The 22,163-nt window shown below is 61.6% G+C and carries 21 protein-coding genes; 18 read left to right on the forward strand and 3 right to left on the reverse strand.

Going from position 1 to position 22,163, the window contains the following annotated elements:
* Window positions 1-2 precede the first annotated feature (2 nt).
* From leuE to AC2VLV_RS09640, 4 genes are all read left to right on the forward strand, one after another.
* Window positions 3-605, forward strand: coding sequence for a leucine efflux protein LeuE (gene leuE / locus AC2VLV_RS09625; RefSeq protein ID WP_486989770.1), 603 nt, complete (start codon window positions 3-5; stop codon window positions 603-605).
* 37 nt (window positions 606-642) lie between these two features.
* On the forward strand, window positions 643-3,867 hold the full coding sequence (gene carB / locus AC2VLV_RS09630) for a carbamoyl-phosphate synthase large subunit (RefSeq protein WP_486989771.1): 3,225 nt from the start codon (window positions 643-645) through the stop codon (window positions 3,865-3,867).
* A gap of 88 nt (window positions 3,868-3,955) precedes the next feature.
* The gene (gene greA / locus AC2VLV_RS09635; RefSeq protein ID WP_486989772.1) at window positions 3,956-4,432 is read left to right on the forward strand and encodes a transcription elongation factor GreA; all 477 of its coding nucleotides are present in this window, start codon (window positions 3,956-3,958) and stop codon (window positions 4,430-4,432) included.
* Window positions 4,429-4,854 carry a DUF4149 domain-containing protein gene (locus AC2VLV_RS09640; protein WP_486989773.1) on the forward strand — a complete coding sequence of 142 codons (426 nt, stop codon included), beginning with the start codon at window positions 4,429-4,431 and terminating at the stop codon, window positions 4,852-4,854. Before greA ends, AC2VLV_RS09640 begins: the two co-directional genes overlap by 4 nt.
* A 19-nt stretch (window positions 4,855-4,873) precedes the next feature.
* Here AC2VLV_RS09640 and AC2VLV_RS09645 read toward each other — a convergent pair whose 3' ends face one another.
* The gene (locus tag AC2VLV_RS09645; RefSeq protein WP_486989774.1) at window positions 4,874-5,365 is read right to left on the reverse strand and encodes a YhbY family RNA-binding protein; all 492 of its coding nucleotides are present in this window, start codon (window positions 5,363-5,365) and stop codon (window positions 4,874-4,876) included.
* A 73-nt stretch (window positions 5,366-5,438) separates the two neighbouring features.
* Between AC2VLV_RS09645 and AC2VLV_RS09650 the strand changes: the two genes are divergently transcribed.
* The gene (locus AC2VLV_RS09650) at window positions 5,439-6,089 is read left to right on the forward strand and encodes an RlmE family RNA methyltransferase (protein WP_486989775.1); all 651 of its coding nucleotides are present in this window, start codon (window positions 5,439-5,441) and stop codon (window positions 6,087-6,089) included.
* Between the two features lie 36 nt (window positions 6,090-6,125).
* Here AC2VLV_RS09650 and AC2VLV_RS09655 read toward each other — a convergent pair whose 3' ends face one another.
* The gene (locus AC2VLV_RS09655; RefSeq protein ID WP_486989788.1) at window positions 6,126-6,440 is read right to left on the reverse strand and encodes a hypothetical protein; all 315 of its coding nucleotides are present in this window, start codon (window positions 6,438-6,440) and stop codon (window positions 6,126-6,128) included.
* Here AC2VLV_RS09655 and ftsH point away from each other — a divergent pair.
* The 13 genes from ftsH (at window position 6,327) to phoR (ending at window position 20,672) form a co-directional block, all read left to right on the forward strand.
* Window positions 6,327-8,180, forward strand: a complete 1,854-nt coding sequence (gene ftsH / locus AC2VLV_RS09660; protein ID WP_486989785.1) for an ATP-dependent zinc metalloprotease FtsH — start codon at window positions 6,327-6,329, stop codon at window positions 8,178-8,180. The two genes, AC2VLV_RS09655 and ftsH, sit on opposite strands and share 114 nt — an antisense overlap.
* A 100-nt stretch (window positions 8,181-8,280) precedes the next feature.
* A complete protein-coding gene (gene folP / locus AC2VLV_RS09665; RefSeq protein ID WP_486989776.1) occupies window positions 8,281-9,108 on the forward strand; it encodes a dihydropteroate synthase in 828 nt (275 codons plus the stop codon).
* A 66-nt stretch (window positions 9,109-9,174) separates the two neighbouring features.
* Complete coding sequence (gene glmM, locus AC2VLV_RS09670; RefSeq protein ID WP_486989777.1) at window positions 9,175-10,494, forward strand: phosphoglucosamine mutase; 1,320 nt, start codon at window positions 9,175-9,177, stop codon at window positions 10,492-10,494.
* A gap of 162 nt (window positions 10,495-10,656) precedes the next feature.
* The gene (pstS, locus tag AC2VLV_RS09675) at window positions 10,657-11,739 is read left to right on the forward strand and encodes a phosphate ABC transporter substrate-binding protein PstS (protein ID WP_486989778.1); all 1,083 of its coding nucleotides are present in this window, start codon (window positions 10,657-10,659) and stop codon (window positions 11,737-11,739) included.
* 83 nt (window positions 11,740-11,822) lie between these two features.
* Window positions 11,823-12,779, forward strand: coding sequence for a phosphate ABC transporter permease subunit PstC (pstC, locus tag AC2VLV_RS09680; protein ID WP_286986875.1), 957 nt, complete (start codon window positions 11,823-11,825; stop codon window positions 12,777-12,779).
* Window positions 12,730-13,626 (forward strand): phosphate ABC transporter permease PstA, encoded by an 897-nt coding sequence (pstA, locus tag AC2VLV_RS09685; protein WP_486989779.1) that lies wholly within the window; start codon window positions 12,730-12,732, stop codon window positions 13,624-13,626. Before pstC (AC2VLV_RS09680) ends, pstA (AC2VLV_RS09685) begins: the two co-directional genes overlap by 50 nt.
* A gap of 148 nt (window positions 13,627-13,774) precedes the next feature.
* Entirely contained in the window at window positions 13,775-14,806 is a 1,032-nt protein-coding gene (pstS, locus tag AC2VLV_RS09690) for a phosphate ABC transporter substrate-binding protein PstS (RefSeq protein WP_486989780.1), read from the forward strand.
* Between the two features lie 212 nt (window positions 14,807-15,018).
* A complete protein-coding gene (gene pstC, locus AC2VLV_RS09695; protein WP_486989786.1) occupies window positions 15,019-15,936 on the forward strand; it encodes a phosphate ABC transporter permease subunit PstC in 918 nt (305 codons plus the stop codon).
* Window positions 15,933-16,811, forward strand: a complete 879-nt coding sequence (gene pstA / locus AC2VLV_RS09700) for a phosphate ABC transporter permease PstA (RefSeq protein ID WP_486989781.1) — start codon at window positions 15,933-15,935, stop codon at window positions 16,809-16,811. Before pstC (AC2VLV_RS09695) ends, pstA (AC2VLV_RS09700) begins: the two co-directional genes overlap by 4 nt.
* Window positions 16,812-16,821: 10 nt before the next feature.
* Complete coding sequence (gene pstB / locus AC2VLV_RS09705; RefSeq protein ID WP_286986870.1) at window positions 16,822-17,604, forward strand: phosphate ABC transporter ATP-binding protein PstB; 783 nt, start codon at window positions 16,822-16,824, stop codon at window positions 17,602-17,604.
* 64 nt (window positions 17,605-17,668) lie between these two features.
* Window positions 17,669-18,376 (forward strand): phosphate signaling complex protein PhoU, encoded by a 708-nt coding sequence (gene phoU / locus AC2VLV_RS09710; RefSeq protein WP_486989782.1) that lies wholly within the window; start codon window positions 17,669-17,671, stop codon window positions 18,374-18,376.
* A gap of 61 nt (window positions 18,377-18,437) precedes the next feature.
* A complete protein-coding gene (phoB, locus tag AC2VLV_RS09715) occupies window positions 18,438-19,166 on the forward strand; it encodes a phosphate regulon transcriptional regulator PhoB (protein ID WP_486989787.1) in 729 nt (242 codons plus the stop codon).
* A gap of 129 nt (window positions 19,167-19,295) precedes the next feature.
* A complete protein-coding gene (gene phoR, locus AC2VLV_RS09720; protein ID WP_486989783.1) occupies window positions 19,296-20,672 on the forward strand; it encodes a phosphate regulon sensor histidine kinase PhoR in 1,377 nt (458 codons plus the stop codon).
* A gap of 9 nt (window positions 20,673-20,681) precedes the next feature.
* Here the strand turns inward: phoR and ppk1 are convergent.
* The coding region (gene ppk1 / locus AC2VLV_RS09725; protein ID WP_486989784.1) for a polyphosphate kinase 1 at window positions 20,682-22,163 on the reverse strand (1,482 nt) is incomplete at its 5' end.

A 22,163-nucleotide genomic window follows, 5' to 3' on the forward strand; every position in this document is an offset into this window, starting at 1 on the left:
ATGTGCTGAGCGTGGCGGCGCAGCGCGGGGTGAGCCAGGGCTATCGGGGCGCGTTCGGGGTGTTTCTGGGCGACACGGTGTTGATGGTGCTGGCCGCCGCCGGGGCAGCCTCTTTGCTGGAAACCAATCTGGCCCTGTATCACCTGGTTCAGGCGGCGGGAGCGCTGTATCTCGGTTGGCTGGGCATCAATATGTTGCGCGCGGCCTGGAAGCGCTGGCATACGCCCGACACCGGATTGCATGCCCAGGCGCCGCAGCCCCACGCCCACCCCGAGCAGACCGGAAAGCGGCTGGAAAACCCGTTTCAAAAAGCCTTGTTCATCAGTCTGCTCAACCCCAAGGCGATTTTGTTTTTCGTGTCTTTTTTCATCCAGTTCGTCGATCCCCATTTCCCGCATCCAGCCCTGTCGTTCCTGCTGCTGGGCCTTATCGTCCAGTTCTTCAGCCTGCTCTATCTGTCGGTGCTGATCTTTGGCGGCGTGCGGGTCGCCGACGCATTCCGCCGCCGCCGACGCCTTTCCGCGCTGACGATGGGCGCGACCGGCTCCGGATTTTTCGGCTTCGGCGTGAAACTGGCGCTGGCGGCTACCGCAAGAACACACTGATTTTTCACCTGATTCAACCGCATAAAGAGACTCGCCCATGCCCAAGCGCAGCGACATTAAAAGCATTCTGATCATCGGGGCCGGCCCCATCGTCATCGGCCAGGCCTGCGAGTTCGACTACTCCGGCGCCCAGGCCTGCAAGGCGCTGCGTGAAGAGGGCTACAAGGTCATTCTGGTCAACAGCAATCCGGCGACTATCATGACCGACCCCGAAACAGCCGATGTCACCTACATCGAGCCCATCACCTGGCAGGTGGTCGAGACCATCATCGAGAAGGAGAGGCCCGACGCCATCCTGCCAACCATGGGCGGTCAGACCGCGCTGAACTGCGCGCTCGATCTGCACCACAACGGGGTGCTCAACAAGTACGGGGTGGAGCTGATCGGCGCCAAGCCCGCGGCCATCGACATGGCCGAAGATCGGCAGAAATTCAAGCAGGCCATGACGCGCATCGGCCTGGGCTCGGCGCGCTCGGGCATCGCGCATACCCTCGAAGAAGCTTGGGGCGTGCAGAAATCCATCGGATTTCCGGTCATCATCCGTCCCAGTTTCACGCTGGGTGGCACTGGCGGCGGCATTGCCTACAACCCGGAAGAGTTCGAGGTCATCTGCAAGCGCGGCATCGAGGCGTCGCCCACCAGCGAGCTGCTGATCGAAGAATCGCTGATCGGCTGGAAAGAGTTCGAGATGGAAGTGGTGCGCGACAGCGCCGACAACTGCATCATCGTCTGCTCCATCGAAAACCTCGATCCGATGGGCGTGCACACCGGCGACTCGATCACCGTCGCCCCGGCGCAGACGCTGACCGACAAAGAGTATCAACTCATGCGCAACGCCAGCATCGCGGTGCTGCGCGAGATCGGGGTCGATACCGGCGGCTCGAATGTGCAGTTCGCGGTGAATCCCAAGGACGGGCGGCTGATCGTCATCGAGATGAACCCGCGGGTGAGCCGTTCTTCGGCGCTGGCGTCGAAGGCCACCGGGTTTCCGATCGCCAAGATCGCGGCCAAGCTGGCCGTGGGCTACACCCTCGACGAGCTGCGCAACGACATCACTGGTGGCGTTACGCCGGCCTCGTTCGAGCCGACCATCGACTACGTGGTCACCAAGGTGCCGCGTTTCGCCTTCGAGAAATTCCCGCAGGCCGACTCGCGTCTGACCACGCAGATGAAATCGGTGGGCGAGGTTATGGCCATGGGCCGGACCTTCCAGGAGAGTTTCCAGAAGGCGCTGCGCGGGCTCGAAGTCGGCGTCGATGGCATGAACGAAAAGACGCAAGACCGCGAGGTGCTGGAGAAGGAGCTGGGCGAGCCCGGCCCCGAGCGCATCTGGTATGTGGGCGATGCTTTCGCTCAGGGCATGAGCCTGGACGAAGTCCACCAGCTCACCCGCATCGACCCGTGGTTTCTGGCGCAGATCCAGGACATCGTGCAGACCGAGCTCGACCTGGAGCGCAACTTTACCCTCGACCAGCTCGATCGCGAGCATCTCTACGCGCTCAAGCAAAAGGGCTTCTCTGATCGCCGTCTTGCCAAGCTGCTGCATACCACCGAGACGGCAGTGCGCAACCGCCGTCGTTCGCTGCAGGTGCGGCCGGTGTTCAAGCGGGTCGATACCTGCGCGGCCGAGTTCGGCACGCAAACGGCTTATCTCTACTCGTCCTACGACGAAGAGTGCGAGGCCGCGCCCACCACGCGCAAAAAAATCATGGTGCTGGGCGGCGGGCCGAACCGTATCGGCCAGGGCATCGAGTTCGACTATTGCTGCGTGCACGCCGCACTGGCCATGCGGGCCGACGGCTATGAAACCATCATGGTCAACTGCAACCCGGAGACGGTGTCGACCGATTACGACACTTCCGACCGACTGTATTTCGAGCCGCTCACCCTTGAAGACGTGCTGGAAATCGTCGACAAGGAGCAGCCCGCCGGTGTGATCGTGCAGTATGGCGGGCAGACGCCGCTCAAGCTCGCACTCGATCTCGAAGCCAACGGCGTGCCCATCATCGGCACCAGCCCGGACATGATCGACATGGCCGAAGACCGTGAGCGCTTCCAGCATCTGGTCGAGCAGCTCGGCCTACTGCAGCCGCCCAACCGCACCGCGCGCTCGGAAGCTGAAGCGCTGACCAAGGCTGAGGAAATCGGCTACCCGCTGGTGGTGCGCCCCAGCTACGTGCTGGGCGGGCGGGCGATGGAAATCGTGCACGAACAGCGCGACCTCGAACGCTATATGCGCGAGGCGGTGAAAGTGAGCCACGATTCGCCGGTGCTGCTCGACCGCTTTCTGAATGACGCCATCGAATGCGATGTCGATGCCATCTGCGACGGCACTGAGGTTTTCATTGGTGGCGTGATGGAACACATCGAGCAGGCCGGTGTGCACAGCGGCGACTCGGCTTGCTCGCTGCCGCCATACTCGCTATCGGCCGCCACGGTGGCACGCATCAAGGAGCAGACCGTCAAGCTCGCGCATGGTCTGCAGGTCGTCGGTCTGATGAATGTGCAGTTCGCTATCCAGCAGCAGGGCGGGGAGGATCGCATCTTCCTGCTGGAAGTGAATCCGCGCGCTTCGCGCACCGTGCCCTTTGTTTCCAAGGCTACGGGATTGCAACTCGCCAAGATTGCGGCACGCTGCATGGCTGGCCAGACGCTGGCGCAGCAAGGCATCGACAAGGAAGTCACCCCGCCGTACTACTGCGTGAAGGAGGCCGTGTTTCCCTTCAGCAAGTTCCCCGGCGTCGATCCCATCCTGGGCCCCGAGATGAAGTCCACTGGGGAAGTCATGGGCGTGGGCCGAACCTTTGGCGAGGCCTTCGTCAAGTCGCAACTCGCGGCGGGCACGCGCCTGCCCGATCCGCAGGCCGGCGGCAAGGTGTTCCTGTCGGTCAAGCAAAGCGACAAGCCGGACGCCGTTGAAGTGGCGCGTCAGTTGGTGGCCATGGGCTTCGGCGTGGTGGCCACCCGCGGAACCGCGGCCGCCATCGCCGAGGCGGGGGTGGAAGTGCAGGTGATCAACAAGGTCACCGAAGGGCGCCCGAATATCGTGGACATGCTCAAGAGCAACGAGATCGTGCTGGTGATCAACACGGTGGAAGAGCGCCGCAATGCCATCACCGATTCGCGCGCCATTCGCACTTCGGCGCTGGCCGCGCGGGTCACGACCTACACCACCATTTCCGGCGCACTCGCCGCGGTCGAGGGGATGAAACAACTGCAGAAAATCGCGGTCTATCCCCTCCAATCGTTCGCGACGGCGTAAAATTTCTTCTCATCCGGGCACCGCAGCGCAGGCGATTCCACGCCACAAGCTGCGGTGCTCGTTTTTTTCCTGGTTTAACGGAGGCCCAATGATGGCGACCCCCATGACGCGCAAAGGCGCGGAACAACTCAAGCAAGAGCTGCATCGTCTCAAGACCATCGAGCGACCCGCGGTGATCCAGGCCATCGCCGAGGCGCGTGCGCAAGGCGATTTGTCTGAAAACGCCGAATACGACGCGGCCCGCGACAAGCAGGGCTTTATCGAAGGCCGCATCGCCGACATCGAAGGAAAACTCGGCACGGCGCAGATCATCGACCCGAGCGAGCTGCAGGCCGACGGCCGCGTGGTGTTCGGCGCCACGGTGGAGCTGAGCGACGAATCCAGTGGCGACGAAATCACTTACCAGATCGTGGGCGACGACGAAGCCGATCTCAAGCAGGGACGCATCTCCATCAACTCCCCCATCGCGCGTGCGCTGATTGGCAAAGAATCTGGCGATGTGGCCCAGGTCTCTGCGCCGGGTGGCGTGCGGCAGTACGAAATTCTTGCGGTGCACTACCGATGAGCAGTCTGCGCACCCGCTGGTTTCTCGCCGCGCTCTGGCTGGGCGGCATGGTGGCCGTCGGCCTCATCGGCGCGCCCACGGCGTTTGCCACGGTGCCCGAGAAAATGATCGCCGCCGCCGTGGCCAATCGCATGTTCTACATCATGGCGCTGGCCGCCATCGTTTTCGGCGTGCTGATTGCCGCGCTCGAACGGTTTGCCGACAAAAGGGCGATGTCGGCGGATCTGTTGTTGCCGCTGGGTGGCGTGTTTTTTGCCGTCCTGGGCGAGTTCGGCGTAGTGCCCCGGTTGCTGCAAGCTGCCTATAGCCATTCGCCGCAAGCAGGCATGTGGCATGGCATCGCCAGCCTGGTGTTCGCCCTGCAGGCCCTGTGCGTGGCGGCGTATGTCTGGCGGCTACCAACACGCCGCAAAACGGTCTGAAACCTCTTTTGAAAGCGCTTCAGCCGCGCGACGATTTTTTCACGCTGCTCTGGCGCGGCTTGGCGCGCTTGACCTTGCCAGTGGCCGAAAGGCGCTGATTGCCCAGCAGGGTGACGCGCTTGACCTTGGCCCGGTGTGTCGGACTGCTGGCAGGCACGACCACTTTGACGGTGCGGGGCGACTTGCCGCGCTTGGCGACTTGCGTTTCTTCTCCAGGCGCCTGCCGGGTTTCTTTCGGGCGTGGCCGGTACAACACCAGCAGTTTGCCGATCGCCTGCACAGGAGCGGCGCCCAGTGTGTCGCAGATGGTGTGTTGCATGGACAGGCGCGCCGCCGCATCGTCACCGAACACGCGCACCTTGATGAGTTCGTGCGCCTTGAGCGCCACGTCGATTTCCGTCAGATTGGCCGGATTGAGCCCTTGCTCGCCGATCATCACGACGGGTTTGAGCCCATGTGCCTGGGCGCGCAGGCTGCTGCGAAAGGGCGGAGTGAGTTCCAATGGGGTCATGATTGCCTAGCGCGGCGCAACATTCTTTGCGCGCATTCTGAAGTCTTAATCCGCTATTGTCCTTGAAGAACCCATGTCGAGTGCGAAGAAAAACAAATTCAGCAAAGCCTGGCTGCAGGATCATCTCAACGATCCCTATGTGAAGATGGCGCAGCGTGAGGGCTATCGAGCCCGCGCCGCCTACAAGCTCAAGGAAATCGACGAGGCTGAAGGACTGTTGCGGCCCGGGCAGATCGTGGTCGATCTGGGCAGCACGCCGGGCTCGTGGTCGCAATATGCGCGTAACCGGCTGATGCGTGGCGGTGTGGTGCAGGGCACGATTTTGGCGCTGGATTTGTTGCCCATGGAGCCCGTGCCCGATGTGCATTTTCTGCTGGGCGACTTCCGCGAAGAGGCGGTGGTGAACCAGTTGGAAGCGCTTCTCGAAGGGCGCAAGGTCGACGTGGTGTTGTCCGATATGGCGCCCAATCTCACCGGCATTCCGTCGGCCGATGCGGCCCGAATCGAGCATCTGAGCGAACTCGCCCTGGACTTTGCCCAGCGATGGCTGCAACCCCAGGGCGCGATGGTGATCAAGACCTTTCACGGCAGTTATTACAGTCAGATCGTGAAGGCTTTCAAGCTGGTATTCCAGCAGGTGAAGGCGGTCAAGCCGCAAGCATCGCGGGACAAATCGGCTGAAACTTTCATTCTGGCGCGCACGCTGAAAAAGTCTGTTGCGTAAGCGCCCAACGTGATTGTGGCCACCTCGACAGACTTGCTATTTGTCAAATTCGATCAGGTTGACGGAATCAATAGCCCATTTTGTCGGATCGGTTTTCCACAATCGCTGCGCCCTGCCTCTTGAAATGCCTAAAATGCGCTGCATGTCTTGCATCTGCGCTTGCCCTGTTTCAGGAGGTTGGTTTTGAATAATCAATGGTTTTCCAAAATTGCGATCTGGCTGGTGATCGGTCTTGTACTGTTCACGGTGTTCAAGCAGTTCGATCGTCCCCAGCAGACCGCAGATGCCGTGAGCTACACCCAGTTCATGCAAGACGCGAAAGCCGGGCGCATCAAAAAAGTCACCGTGCATCAGAGCGGCATTCTGGACGTCACGACCACGGAAGGGCGTCGTTTCAATCTCACCTCGCCCGGCGACCTGTGGATGGTGGGCGATTTGGTTAAAGACGGTGTCGATGTCGTCGGCGCTCCGCGCCAGGAGCAATCGTTCCTGACGCAGATCTTCATTTCCTGGTTCCCGATGCTGCTGCTGATCGGCGTCTGGGTGTACTTCATGCGCCAGATGCAGGGCGGTGGCCGTGGCGGCGCGTTCAGCTTCGGCAAGTCCAAAGCCCGGCTGCTCGATGAAACGAGCAACAACGTCACCTTTGCTGACGTCGCCGGTTGTGACGAGGCCAAGGAAGACGTGAAGGAGCTGGTGGACTTTCTTAAAGATCCGCAGAAATTCCAGAAACTTGGCGGGCGCATTCCCCGGGGCGTGCTGCTGGTCGGGCCGCCCGGTACCGGCAAGACGCTGCTGGCCAAGAGTATTGCTGGCGAAGCGAAAGTGCCGTTTTTCACCATCTCGGGCTCCGACTTTGTCGAGATGTTCGTCGGCGTGGGCGCGGCTCGCGTGCGCGACATGTTCGAGAACGCGAAAAAGCACGCGCCCTGCATCATCTTCGTCGATGAAATCGACGCCGTGGGTCGCCATCGTGGTGCTGGCCTGGGCGGCGGCAATGATGAGCGCGAGCAGACTCTCAACCAGATGCTGGTGGAGATGGATGGCTTCGAGACCAATCTCGGGGTGATCGTGATCGCGGCGACCAACCGGCCCGACATTCTCGACCCGGCTCTGCTGCGTCCTGGCCGCTTCGACCGTCAGGTCTACGTCACGCTGCCGGACATCCGGGGCCGCGAGCAGATTCTGCAAGTGCACATGCGCAAGATTCCTGTGGGCACCGATATCCGGGCCGACATTCTGGCGCGGGGCACTCCCGGGTTCTCCGGCGCCGATCTGGCCAATCTGGTCAACGAGGCCGCTCTATTCGCCGCCCGCCGCAGTGCGCGCGTGGTTGAAATGGAAGACTTCGAACGTGCCAAAGACAAGATCATGATGGGTGCAGAGCGCAAGGGCATGGTCATGCCGGAAGAAGAGCGCCGCAATACCGCCTATCACGAATCGGGCCACGCGCTGGTTGCCATGATGCTGCCCAAGACCGATCCGGTGCATAAGGTCACCATCATTCCGCGCGGACGCGCACTGGGCGTGACGATGCAGTTGCCTGAGACCGATCGCTACAGCATGGATCGTGACCGCATGCTCAATATGATCTCCGTGCTTTTTGGCGGCCGAATTGCCGAAGAAGTGTTCATGAATCAGATGACCACGGGTGCTTCCAATGACTTCGAGCGCGCCACGCAGCTGGCTCGCGACATGGTCACGCGCTACGGCATGACCGAGTCGCTGGGCCCCATGGTTTACGCGGAGAACGAAGGCGAGGTGTTCCTCGGACGGTCGATCACCAAGACCACGCATGTGTCTGAGCAGACCATGCAGAAAGTCGATGCGGAGATCCGTCGCATCATCGACGAGCAGTACGCCCTGGCTCGTCGGATGATTGAGGAGAACCAGGACAAGATGCACGCCATGGCTTCAGCCTTGCTCGAATGGGAAACCATCGACTCCGAGCAACTGGCCGACATCATGGCGGGCCGCGAGCCCCGTCCGCCCAAGCTGCCGCCTAGCAGCGGCCCGACGTCCGCCCCGCGTACGCCCTCGGCGCCCGCAACCGGCGCTGCGCCTGACGCTCCTTCGGCGACGGCGGCCTGATCGTCAGACTTCACTGGCGGTATTCACATCCAGCTCGTTACGGCGAGTTCAGCGACGGCCCGGTTCACAACCGGGCCGTTTTTTTTAGGAATCATCTCCGATGGCAAGTCATTGGCAAGCAGGGCGCTTCACTCTGCAATTGCATCGGCCCCTGGTCATGGGCATAGTCAACGTCACGCCCGACTCGTTTTCCGATGGCGGGCAGCATGCGGATGCGGTGCTCGCTTTGCGCCAAGCACAGACTTTGGTGGAGCAGGGGGCCGATATTCTGGACATCGGTGGTGAGTCTTCCCGACCGGGCTCTCCGCGACTGACACATGCGCAGGAATGGGCGCGCATCGCCCCGGTTTTGCAGGAAGCTGTGCGCTGGAACGTCCCGGTTTCAGTCGATACCTACCAGCCCGAAACCATGCGCCGGGCGCTCGATCTGGGCGCGGACATCATCAACGACATTCACGCTTTGCAGCGACCAGGCGCACTGGAAGCGGTCGCCGCTTCAAAGGCAGGGGTCTGTCTCATGCACATGCAAGGCGATCCCGCCAGCATGCAGCAGGCGCCGCACTATGCGGACGTTGTAGGCGAAGTCCGGGATTTTCTGTTGAATCGCGCCGCCATGGCCGAGTCGAAGGGGATCGGCCGATCACGCATCGCCCTCGATCCGGGGTTTGGCTTTGGCAAAACACTGGAACACAATCTGGCCCTTGCGAAAGGTCTGCCTGCTCTCGCGCAAACGGGTTATCCGTTGCTGGTGGGGGTTTCGCGCAAATCGATGATCGGAGCATTGACGGGGCGCGATGTGGGGGAGCGTCTGCCGGGCAGCTTGGCCGCTGTGCTGGCTTGCGTGGCGGCGGGTGCGCAGATCGTGCGCGTCCATGATGTTGGCCCGACATGCGACGCGATTAAAGTGTGGAGCGCCATGCGCGCCTGAGCTGCACCTGAGCTCGGGTTTGCTCAGGTGCGCACAAGAACCGCATATCAACTTTTTGGAGAAGGAATGAGCAGACAGTACTTTGGCACCGACGGTGTCCGTGGCCACGTGGGCAAAAGCCCGATCGTGCCGGAATTCGGCATGCGTCTGGGGCATGCCGCTGGCAAGGTGTTGCGCAGCCAAGGCCTCAGTCGGCCTACGGTGTTGATCGGCAAGGACACACGTATCTCGGGCTATATGCTCGAAGCTGCGCTGGAGTGCGGCTTCATTGCCGCCGGTTGCGATGTGGTGCTGGTCGGCCCATTGCCCACGCCCGGAGTGGCCTATCTCACCCGCGCGCTGCGTCTGGATCTCGGCGTGGTCATCAGCGCATCGCACAATCCTTTTGCCGACAATGGCATCAAGTTTTTCTCGGCGGGCGGCAGTAAGTTGCCTGATGTCTGGGAGCTGGAAGTGGAAGCAACCTTGCCCGAAGCTGAGGGCTGCGTGCCCTCCGAGCAACTCGGCAAGGCCCGCCGACTCGATGATGCCGCGGGCCGCTACATCGAATTCTGCAAGAGCACGTTTCCCAATCACCTCACCCTCAAGGGCCTGCGGCTGGTGGTGGACTGTGCGCATGGCGCGGCCTATCACATCGCGCCAGCGGTGTTTCACGAACTGGGGGCCGAGGTCATTTCTATCGGGGCGCAGCCGGATGGTTTCAACATCAACAAAGATGTCGGTGCGACGGCGCCGGATGCGCTGATTCGCGCAGTGCGCGCCAACCAGGCCGACTACGGCATCGCCCTCGATGGCGACGCCGACCGCCTGCAACTCGTCGATCGTCACGGTCGCCTGTTCAACGGTGACGAGTTGCTTTATCTGCTGGCAATGGATCGCAAGCCCGCTGGGGTGGTTGGCACGCTGATGACCAATCTCGCGGTGGAAAAGGCGCTTGAGCAGCAGGGCATGGAATTTGTGCGGGCGGCCGTTGGCGATCGCTATGTGCTTGAAGAACTGCTCGCCCGCGGCTGGCAGCTCGGCGGCGAAGGGTCCGGTCACATGCTGCTGCTCGACCGGCACACGACAGGTGACGGCATCGTCGCCGCCTTGCAGATGCTTGAGCTCGTGGTGCGTACGGGCCGCAGCCTGGGTGAGCAATTGCAGGCCGTCCAACTGTTTTCGCAGACTCTGCTCAACGTCAAGCTGCCACCGGGGCTCGACTGGAAATCCCACGCAGGTTTTGCCCAGGCCCGCGCCGAGGCGGAACACCAGATCAATGGCAGCGGGCGGATATTGATCCGCCCTTCCGGAACGGAGCCGGTGCTGCGCATCATGGTCGAGCATCCTGAGCAGGAGCAGGGCGCGCGAGTGGCCTCCGCACTGAAGTCCGCCTTGCTTGAATAGCCGGTTCTGGCTCCTCAGAGCCTGGCTAAGGTATTGATTTTCAATGATCCAGTTGTGAGAGTCGTAACAAGGCACATCACATCACGAAGTTGTCATATTGGACGTCTGAAATGACGTTCAGCCCCGCGCTTTTGGGCGGGAATTGCCACTTCGGAGAAAACAATGTCCTTGAATCTGTCTCGTCGTACCCAGCTCAAAGCCGGTCTGGCGGTTGCTGGTCTGACCCTCGCTTCTGGCCTGTTCGTGCTGCCCGCGCAAGCCGCTCAGGTCACTCTGCTGGAAACCGGATCTTCCCTGCTGTATCCGCTGTTCAATATCTGGGTGCCCGATTACACCAAGATGCACTCCGAGGTGAAAATCACCACTCAAAGCACTGGCAGCGGCACTGGCATCGCCGAAGCCGTCTCGGGTGTGGCACAGATCGGCGCTTCGGATGCCTATATGGCCGATGCCCAGCTCAAGCAGCACCCTGGCATTGTCAATATCCCGCTGGCGATTTCGGCCCAGACCATCAACTACAACGTGCCCGGTCTGAACAACAAGCACCTCAAGCTCGACGGCCCCGTGCTGGCCGGTATTTACGACGGCAGCATCAAGAACTGGGACGACGCGGCCATCAAGGCGCTCAATCCCGGTGTCAAGCTGCCCAACCACACCATCGTGCCAATCCACCGCACCGACGGCAGTGGCGACACCTTCATTTTCAGCCAATATCTGTCGTTCTCCACCCCCAAGTGGAATGACAGCGTGGGCTTTGGCACCTCCATCTCCTGGCCTGCAGTGCAGGGCGGTGTGGGCGCCAACGGCAACCCTGGCATGGTGCAGGCCTCCCAGCAGACACCGTACTCGGTGGCTTACATCGGTGTGAGTTTCCACAAGGAAATCGCCAAGGCGGGTCTGGGCACGGCGATGATCAAGAACAAGGCCGGGCATTTCCTGCTGCCCACGGCCAAAACGGTCGGCGCTGCGGCCTCCGGTCTGATTGCAAAGACCCCGGCCGACGAGCGTCTGAGCCTGATTTTCTCTGAAGGGGCCGATTCCTACCCCATCATCAACTACGAGTACGCCATCGTCAATACCAAGCAAGCCAACCCGGAAACCGCCAAGGCCATCCGCGAGTTTCTCGGCTGGGCGGTGGAAAGCAAGGGCGGCAATGCCACCAAATATCTGGATCAGGTGCGCTTCATCGCCCTGCCGGCCCGGATTCAAGAGCTGAGCAAAGCGCAGATCGCCAAAATTCAGTAAGCAGTTGGCGTGTTGCGGCATCCGGCCTGCCTGACAAGGGTGGGCCGGATGCGTGTTTTTGAGCTGTTTTGAATCGACTTGCCATGCGCGTCTTTCGTCCCGGATTACTTGCTGTCTCGACCCTGATCCCTCTGGCCCTGCTGGCGGTACTGGTATTTCTCACCACTTACTCCTGGCCGGCGATCCAGTTCAACGGGCTGCATTTCCTCACGACCGAGACCTGGAATCTGGGCAATCTGTATTCCAATCCCGTCAAACGCGACGGCTACGAGGTGGCCGTCGGGGCCACCTATGGCATCTGGGTGTTTATCGTGGGCACTCTGGCAAGTTCGGCCATTGCCCTGATTTTGGCCGTGCCCGTGGGCATTGGCGTCGCCCTGTTTCTGAATGACTATGCGCCGCAGAAATTGCGCGGCGCCTTCGCTCAGGTGGTGGAACTGCTGGCCATGGTGCCCAGTGTGGTCTATGGCTTGTGGGGACTGGAAATCCTGGCCCCTCTGGTGCTCACGCACATTGCGCCGTTTTTGGAGCGAGTGCTGGGTTTCATTCCCTTTTTCTCCGGCGCGGCGACCAGCGGCTATGGGTTGCTGACCGCAGGGCTGGTGTTGGCCATCATGGTGCTGCCGGTCATCACCAGCACGCTGGTCGAGGCGCTCAAGCGCGTGCCCAACGAGTTGCGCGAGGCGAGTTTCGGTCTGGGCGCGACCCGGGCTGAGGTGCTGCTCAAAATTCTGTTGCCCGCCGTGCGCGTGCCCTTGATCGGTGCGGTCATTCTGGCGCTCGGCCGCGCTCTGGGTGAAACCATGGCGGTGCTCATGGTCAGCGGCGGTGCCTTGAACTATTTGCCCGACACGATTTACAGCCCCATCACCAGTATGGCGGCTTTCATCGCTTCTCAACTCGACAGTGCTTTGCAAGACCCCAGCGGCATGGCCGTGCGCTCGCTGGCGGAAATTGCCCTGGTGCTGCTCATCATCGCGGTCATCGTCAATGTCATCGCTCGCCTCCTCACCAGCCGCATCCACATCCATCGCGTCTGAGCGTGCCCGCCGACAGCAACGTCGGCGCAGCCTGTTCAACGTGTTCTTTGCTGTGCTCTGCGTGGCGGCGTTCGCCATTGTGGTCGTACCGTTGTTCGACATACTGTGGATGACCTTGGTCAAAGGCGGGGCGGCCCTTTCGCCTGTGCTGTTCACCCAGGTGACCAACGGCATCAGTGGCGGCCTGCTCAATGCCATCGAGGGTACATTGGTGCTCAGCGGCGGTGCGCTGTTGTTTGCCGCTCCCATCGGTGTGCTGTCTGGCATTTATCTGAGCGAATACGGCAATGGGCGCTGGGCGTACATAGTGCGATTTCTGGCCGATGTGTTGACTGGCGTGCCGTCCATCGTGCTGGGTTATTTCGCCTACGTCACACTGGTGATCGGTCTGGGTTGGCAGTTCTCGGCGCTGGCGGGCGCCATCACTCTGGCCATCATGGTCATGCCCTATATCGCGCGGTTTACCGAGCTGGCCATGCGGCAGAATCCCACCAGCCTGCGCGAAGCCGCTTATGCCCTGGGCTGCAAGGAGCATCAGGTCGTGTTGCGCGTGTTGCTGCCCGCCGCGCGTTCGGGGGTGATCACCGGGGTGCTGTTTGCCCTGGCCATCTCTGTGGGTGAAACCGCGCCGCTGATCTACACCGCAGGATGGTCCAACTATCTGTGGAACGGCCATCTCACGCAGGAGCCGATCGGCTACCTCACCTATGTGATCTGGAGCTTCATCAATCAGCCCTTCGCTTCGGCGCATGCGCTGGCGTATGCCGCGGCGTTCCTGGTGGTGGCGATGGTGTTGACCATCAATCTGGTGGCAAGGGCATTCCTGACGTCAAAGCGGCCCGTGTGATCCCGCGTTTGTGGGGCAGACCGGCTTACCTGCGTGACCGACACGAAACTGTCATATTCGTGTCCTAAAGTGTCTGCAACCGTCATAAAGGCGCGTTGCTTCAACCACTTTCGTATTGCTTATTGCCTCACCTCAGGGAGCTAACTCAATGAAAATCATCGTCAAAAGCCTGCTGGCTTCGGCCCTTCTGGCTGCCACCTACAGCGCCAACGCGCTGGAAATCTCGGGCGCTGGCGCCACGTTTCCCCAGCCTGTTTATGAAAAGTGGGCTTACGAATTCAACAATGCCGGCATGGGCAAGGTGAACTACCAGGGCGTGGGCTCTGGCGCCGGCATCAAGCAGATCAACGCCAAGACCGTCAACTTCGGTGCGTCTGACATGCCGTTGACCGATGAAGTGCTGGCCAAAGACGGCCTGATCCAATTCCCGACCGTGATGGGCGGCGTGGTGCCCGTGGTCAACATTGCTGGTCTGAAGTCCAATGAAATGAAGCTCAGCGGCGCGCTGCTGGCCGACATCTACATGGGCAAAATCACCAAGTGGAACGACCCGGCCATCGCCAAGCTCAACCCCGGCGTGAAGCTGCCTGACGCGCAAATCGCCGTCGTGCGCCGTGCCGATGCATCGGGCACCACCTTCATCTTCTCCAACTACCTGTCCAAGACCAACCCCGAGTGGGCCGAGAAGTACAAGTTCGGCACCACCGTCAACTGGCCGGTCGGCACGGGCGGCAAGGGCAATCCGGGCGTGGCGGGCTTCGTGAGCCAGCTGCCCAACTCCGTCGGTTATGTGGAGTACGCCTACGCCAAGCAAAATCCCAAGCTCATCGTGGTTGATCTGATCAACAAGGCGGGCAAGGTGGTCAAGCCCTCGATCGACGCGTTCAAGGCCGCTGCTGCGGGCGCCGACTGGTCCAAGACCTTCTACCAGGTGCTGACCGACCAGCCGGGCGATGCTTCCTGGCCGATCACCAACGCCACCTACATCCTGGTGCACAAGACTGCGGACAATCCGGAAAAGACCGCCGACGTGTTCAAGTTCTTCCAGTGGGCTTACAAGGATGGCGATAAGTACGCCGAGGCGCTCGACTACATCCCCATGCCCGAGGCGGTGAAGACCGCGATCTACAAAGAGTGGACGGGCGTGAAGTCCGCCAGCGGCCAGCCGGTCTGGAAGTAATTCGGCGAGCAGCAAATCCCTCGCGGTGCTCAACCGGGTTTCCGGGTGAGCACCGCGGGATGTCACAGGCCTGAGCGGAGTGTTCCGCCCGGGCCGGTTTGATTGAAGGATTTACAGTCATGGCCGCAAGCTATCCCGCAACCCCAATGAACGCAACCTCCAAAGTAGCTCTCGGCGAGCCCGGTGCAGGCCAGAAGCGCACGCACAGCCCGATGGGCGATCTGCTGTTTTCCGGCATGGCGCGCGCTGCGGCCATCATCACCCTGGCAACCCTTGCGGGCATTATCGTGTCGCTGTTCATCGGCGCATGGCCGGCCATCAAGGCCACGGGGTTCGGCTTTTTTACCAGTTCCACCTGGAACCCGACGGACGAGCAGTACGGTGGGTTCTCCATGATCTACGGCACGCTGATGACCTCGATCATCGCCTTGCTGATTGCGGTGCCCGTGAGTTTCGGCATCGCCCTGTTCCTTACCGAACTCTCGCCCATCTGGCTGCGTCGGCCTCTGGCCACGGCCATTGAGTTGCTGGCGGCCATACCCTCCATCGTTTACGGCATGTGGGGGTTGTTGGTGTTTGCGCCTTTGTTGGCCAACTATGTGCAGGCGCCTCTGCAGAATCTGTTGGGTGGCGTGCCCGGACTAGGTTTTCTGTTCCAGGGGGCGCCGGTCGGTATCGGTCTGCTATCAGCGGGCATCATCCTAGCCATCATGATTATTCCCTTTATCGCGTCGGTGATGAAGGATGTGTTCGAGATCACCCCGCCCATGCTCAAGGAATCGGCCTACGGCATCGGCTGCACCACCTGGGAAGTCGTGCGTAACGTGGTGCTGCCCTACACCAAGGCCGGCGTTATCGGTGGCATCATGCTCGGCCTGGGCCGCGCCCTGGGCGAGACCATGGCGGTGACCTTCATCGTGGGCAATACCAGCGCGTTCAGCTCGTCGCTGTTCGCACCAGCCAACACCATCACCTCGGTGCTGGCGAACGAATTCGCCGAGGCGGGTCCGCTGCATCAGTCGGCCCTGTTCTATCTGGGGCTGGTGCTGTTCTTCATCACTTTCGTCGTGCTGGCGCTGTCCAAACTGCTGCTGGCTCAACTTGCCAAGGGCGAAGGAACCCGCACATGAGCTCCACCACTTTGCCTCAAACCTCCAGGGGCGACTTTCGCCAGCGTTTTTTCGGTCGTCGCAAGATGACCAATATCGTGGTGCTCACGCTTTCGCTGGGGGCCATGGCCTTCGGCATGGTCTGGCTGCTCTGGATTCTGTACTCGGTGCTGCAGCTTGGCATCGGCGGGTTGAGTCTGGCGACCTTCACCGAGATGACGCCGCCGCCCATGACCGACGGCGGCCTGCTCAACGCCATCTACGGCTCGGTAGCGATGACGTTTGTGGGCACCCTGCTGGGCACGCCGCTGGGCATCATGGCGGGTGTGTATCTGTCGGAATACGGTGCCAACGGCTGGCTGGCCAAGGTGACGCGTTTCATCAATGACATTCTGCTGGCCGCGCCGTCCATCATCATCGGGCTGTTCGTCTATGCGCTGATCGTGGCCAACACCAAGACCTTCTCGGGTTGGGCGGGGTCGATCGCCCTGGCGCTGCTGGTGGTGCCCGTGGTGGTGCGCACGACCGAGGACATGCTGCGCCTCGTGCCTGGTTCGCTGCGCGAGGCCGCTTATGCCTTGGGTACGCCGAAGTGGAAGGTGATTTCCGCCGTCATTCTTCGTGCAGCGCGCGCCGGGGTGCTGACCGGCATCATGCTGGCCGTGGCGCGCATCACGGGCGAGACCGCTCCGCTGCTGTTCACCGCGTTGAACAACCAGTTCTTCAATGCCGGTCTGTCGCAGCCGATGGCCAACCTGCCGGTCACCATCTACAACTATGCGATGAGCCCTTACAGCAACTGGCAGAGCCTGGCCTGGGCTGGCGTGCTGATCATCACCTTCGGTGTGCTTGTCATCAACGTGACCGCACGCATTCTGATTCGTCAAAAACATTGAGAGCCACATCATGAGCGCTGTTGCCGAAACCCTTCAGTCCCCGGCTTGCATGACGGTGAAAAACCTTGATTTCTATTATGGGAAATACAAGGCGATCAAGAACGTCAATATGGAAATCGCCAAAAACAAGGTGACGGCCTTCATCGGCCCGTCCGGTTGCGGCAAGTCCACCTTGCTGCGCATTTTCAATCGCATGTTCGAGTTGTACCCCGAGCAGCGCGCCGAGGGCGAAATCCTGCTCGATGGGCAGAACATCCTCACCTCCAAGGAAGATGTGTCGCTGGTACGCGCCAAGATCGGCATGGTGTTCCAGAAGCCAACGCCGTTCCCGATGTCGATCTACGACAACATCGCCTTCGGCATCAAGTTGTACGAAAAACTGCCCAAGTCGGAACTCGACGACCGGGTGGAGTGGGCACTGACCAAGACCGCGCTGTGGGGCGAAGTGAAGGACAAGCTGCAGCAAAGCGGCATGAGCCTTTCCGGCGGTCAGCAGCAGCGTCTGTGCATCGCGCGCGGCGTGGCGATCAAACCGGAAGTGCTGCTGCTCGACGAGCCGACCTCCGCGCTCGACCCCATCTCCACGGCTAAGGTGGAAGAACTGGTCATCGAGCTCAAGCGCGACTACACCGTGGCCATCGTGACCCACAATATGCAGCAGGCCGCGCGCGTGTCCGATTTCACCGCGTATATGTATCTTGGCGAGCTCATCGAGTTCGGCGAGACCAATCAAATCTTCCTCAAGCCGAAGAAACAGGAAACCGAGGACTACATCACCGGTCGCTTTGGCTAAAAAGAGCAGAGCGCAATGTCTGCAAGGCAGGCGCCAAACCCATTGACCATAGGAGCACAACATCATGGATGACAAACCCCACCTGTCGACACAGTTCGACGCAGAAATCAATGCCGTCTCCACCCGTGTGCTCGAAATGGGCGGGCAGGTCGAGTCGCAACTGGCGCAAGCCATCTATGCCCTGCGCCACCTCGACATCGAGGCCGCGCGCACCGTGCTGCAGGTCGAGAAGCGGGTGAACCAGATGGAGGTGGATATCGACGCCGACATCACGCAGATCATCGCCAAGCGTCAGCCCACGGCGCGCGATCTGCGTTTGCTGGTGGCTATCTCCAAGACCATCGCCAATCTGGAACGCGCTGGTGACGAGGCGGCCCGTATCGCGCGCATGGCGCGCGATATCGTCGACTCGGGTACGCCCATGTCGATCGGCATCAGCGACCTGCAGCATGCGTCTGATCTCGCCATTGAGCAACTGCGCAAGTCGCTCGATGCCTTTGCGCGCCTTGACGAGAAAGCGGCGGTCGATATCGTCGAATCCGACTTCCGCATCGACGATGAGTTTGAAGGCTTCACCCGCAAGGTCATTACCTATGTGATGGAAGACCCGCGCGCCATTTCCACCATGCTTGATCTGATGTTTGTGGCCAAGGCCATCGAGCGCATTGGCGACCATGCCAAGAACATCGCCGAGTTCGTGATCTACATCGTGCGTGGCACCGACGTGCGGCACAACAAGGCAGCCTTCCGCGAAGTGGCAGGCTCGCTTTGAGCCGCGCTCGGATCCGCGCTTTGATTCAGCGTTCTGTTCTGAAAAGCACCCCACCATGAGTCTGTCGAGCAACATCCTGATCGTCGAAGACGAGCCCGCCATCGCTGAATTGCTGGCGATGAATTTGCAGCATGCCGGGCATTGCCCGATTCGCGCCGGCAGTGCCGAGGAGGCGCTGCGGGTCATTCGCGATGTGTTGCCCGACGTGCTGCTGATCGACTGGATGCTGCCGGGCATGTCGGGCGTGGCGCTGGCCCGTGCGCTGCGTACCGATGCGCGTACCAAGTCCATCCCCATCATTCTGCTCACCGCCCGCAGTGAAGAGGGCGACAAGGTGCAGGGCCTCGACGCCGGGGCGGACGACTACATCACCAAGCCGTTCTCGCCCAAGGAACTGCTGGCCCGCATTCGCGCGGTGCTGCGGCGTCGCGCGCCCCAACTCACCGATGAGCAGGTGCAGATCGGCGGGCTGTCGGTCGACCCGTCCAGCCGTCGCGCCTTGTTCAAGAAATCGGGAAGCGAGCCCCTGGAAATCCGGTTGGGGCCCACCGAGTTCAAGTTGTTGCACTACCTCATGGCGCATCCTGAGCGAGTGCATAGCCGGGGCGCGCTGCTCGACAAGGTGTGGGGCGACCATGTGTTCATCGAAGAACGCACGGTGGACGTGCACATCAAGCGCCTGCGCGAAGCGCTGTCTCCGGTGCAATGCGCCGAGATGGTGGAGACGGTGCGCGGCGCGGGCTATCGCTTTACCGCGCAGTCGCGCCCGCTGCAGGCCTCGGCCGCCTGAGGCGCCACACTCAGGCAGCCCAACCCAGGTCGTCGCTTGATGCAGCCCGGCCGAATGGGGCTTCGTCTGCCTTACAGTGTGGTTCGATACAAGTGCTACACCTGAGCGCAGATTTTCGCGCGTTACCCCATGATCTCTGTCGCCTGGCGCATCTCCCTCATCTTGCTGCTGGTTCTGCTGGCTGCGGGGGTTGGGGCTTTGATCGACGGGCACCCTGGCGCCATGGTGGCGGCGCTGCTGGTGCTCATCGGCGTGGTGGTGCGCGATTCACTCGCGCTATCGCGGTTGATCCGCTGGCTCAAGGCGCCCGAAGCGACGCCGGTGCCGAATGGCTCTGGCGCCTGGGCCGAAGTGTTCTATCGGGCGTCGCGTCAATTGCGACTGTGGACGGGACGTCTGGGCTACGAGGAGTCCAAGCTGCACCGATTCATCGAGGCGCTGCAAGTCTCGCCCAACGGGGTGATTCTGCTCGATGAAAACAACCAGATCGACTGGTGCAACGCCACGGCGGCACAGCACTTCGGTCTGGACGCGCAACGCGATCTGCGTCAGCACGCGGTGCACCTGATTCGCAACCCCGAGTTTGTCGCCTATCTGCAGGCGGCGCATTTTCACGAGCCCTTGCACATGCACCGCGCAGGCTCGCGGGCGCAGTTCACGCTGAGCGTACAGGTCTTTCCTTATGGCGATCAGCAGAAACTGCTGCTGTCGCAGGACATCACGCAGCTCGAACGCACCGAGTCGATGCGCCGTGATTTCGTGGCCAATGTGTCGCATGAGATCAAAACACCGCTGACCGTGCTGGGCGGGTTTGTCGAAACCATGCGCGACATGCCGCTCGACGAAACCCAGCGCCTGCGCGTGCTCGACATGATGCAGACCCAGTCCGACCGCATGCGGCATCTGGTGGACGATCTGCTCGCGCTGGCGCGACTGGAGGGCGATCCCTATCCCCCCACTGAAGTGGTCATCGACATGCCGTCGATGATGACGCAGTACCACAACGAGGCGCAGGCGCTGTCCGGCGGAAGGCACCAGATCAAGATGGAAGTGCGCACCGATCTGTGGGTGCGCGGTAGCCCGCAAGAGCTGCATTCGGCGCTGTCCAATCTGGTCAGCAATGCGGTGCGCTACACGCCGGACGGCGGCGCCATCAGTCTGGCATGGGACGCCGTTTTCATTGACGGCCAGCCTCGCTACGCAGAATTCAGCGTCAGCGACACCGGCATTGGCATTGCCGCGGAACACATTCCGAGGCTGACCGAGCGTTTCTACCGCGTCGATCGCGGACGCTCGCGCGAGTCTGGAGGCACCGGGTTGGGGCTGGCGATCGCCAAGCATGTGCTGCTGCGCCACCAGGCCGAACTGCTGGTGCATAGCACGCCCGGCAAGGGCAGCCGGTTTGTGGTGCGTTTCCCGGCCGCGAGGCTGGCCCCCGCGGGCACGCCCTCAGCCGGAAACGCCACGGAAGTTGCGCCGAAAGATGGCGTGCTCAAAGCCGCCTGAAACGCCGCACTAATTTTTGCGTTCCAGCCGCGAGTGCATCAGCACCTGATGACAGCTCAGACGGCTGCGTGAGCCGCGCGGGCGGTGGTAATTGCCCTCGCTGTCCATCTCCCAGGCGTTGCCCGGGTGTTGCCACTGCATGCGTAGACCTTCGCGTATGACTTGCGCCTTGATCTTGTTGTCGAGCAGGGGCACGGCGATCTCGACCCGGCGCAGCAGATTGCGCTCCATCCAGTCGGCCGAGGAGATATAGACCTCGGCCTCGCCGCCGTTGTGGAAGTAGAACACCCGTGAATGTTCGAGGAAGCGGCCGATGGTCGAGCGCACCCGAATGTTGTCGGACAGACCTTCCACGCCAGGGCGCAGCATGCAGGCGCCGCGCACCAGCAGTCGCACTTCCACACCCGCCTGTGACGCGGCATAAAGCGCCTCGATCACCGTGGGTTCGAGCAGTGCGTTGATTCGCGCCCAGACGCGTGCGGGCTTGCCGCTGCGCGCGTGGTCGGCTTCTCGCGCGATGGCGGCCAGCACATTGGCGTGCAGGGTGAACGGGGCCTGCCACAGCCGCCTGAGTTCCTGCGCCTGGCTGGAGCCGGTGATTTGCAGAAAGACGCGGCGTGCGTCTTCGCAGATTTCGGGGTTGGCGGTCATCAGGCCGAAGTCGGTGTAAAGCCGCGCGGTGCGGGCGTGATAGTTGCCAGTGCCCAGATGCGCATACATGCGCAACATCTTGCGGCCGCTGCCTTCGGCGGCTTCCCGGCGGACGATGAGCAGCATCTTGGCATGGCACTTGAAGCCCACCACGCCGAAGACCACATGTGCGCCCGCGGCCTCCAGCCTTGACGACCAGTTGATATTGGTTTCCTCGTCCAGCCGGGCCATCAGCTCGAGCACCACGGTGACTTCCTTGCCGTTACGCGCCGCCTCGATGAGGGCGTCCATCAGCTCGGAATTGCCCCCGGTGCGGTAAATGGTCTGCTTGATGGCGACCACGAACGGATCGCGCGCGGCCGTCTTCACCAGATCGACCACGGGGGCGAAACCATCGTAGGGATGGTGCAGCAGGATGTCGCGGGCCCGGATGCGGTCGAAGATCTCGGTATCCACGCCGGGCCAGTCTCGCGGCAGGGCGGGCAGGTAAGGGTTGAACAGCAGCTGCGGCTCGTTGACGTATTCAAGAATTTCCTGCAGTCGCACCAGGTTCACCGGGCCGTCCACCCGGTAGCAGTCTTGCGGCAGGACATTGTTTTCGCGCAGCAGACGGTCGATGACCGCGTGCGGGCAATCGGCCGCCACCTCCAGCCGCACCGCGTCGCCAAAGTGACGCGCGCGCAATTCGCCTTGCAAGGCGGCGCGCAGATTGGTGATGTCGTCGTCGTCGATGAACAACTCGCTGTTGCGGGTGACGCGAAACTGATGCACGCCGAGCACTTCGAGCCCCGGAAACAGTTGCCCGGCAAACGCCTGCATGCACGACGACAGCAGCATGAA

The sequence above is a fragment of the Thiomonas sp. TH-17 genome (assembly GCF_057473305.1).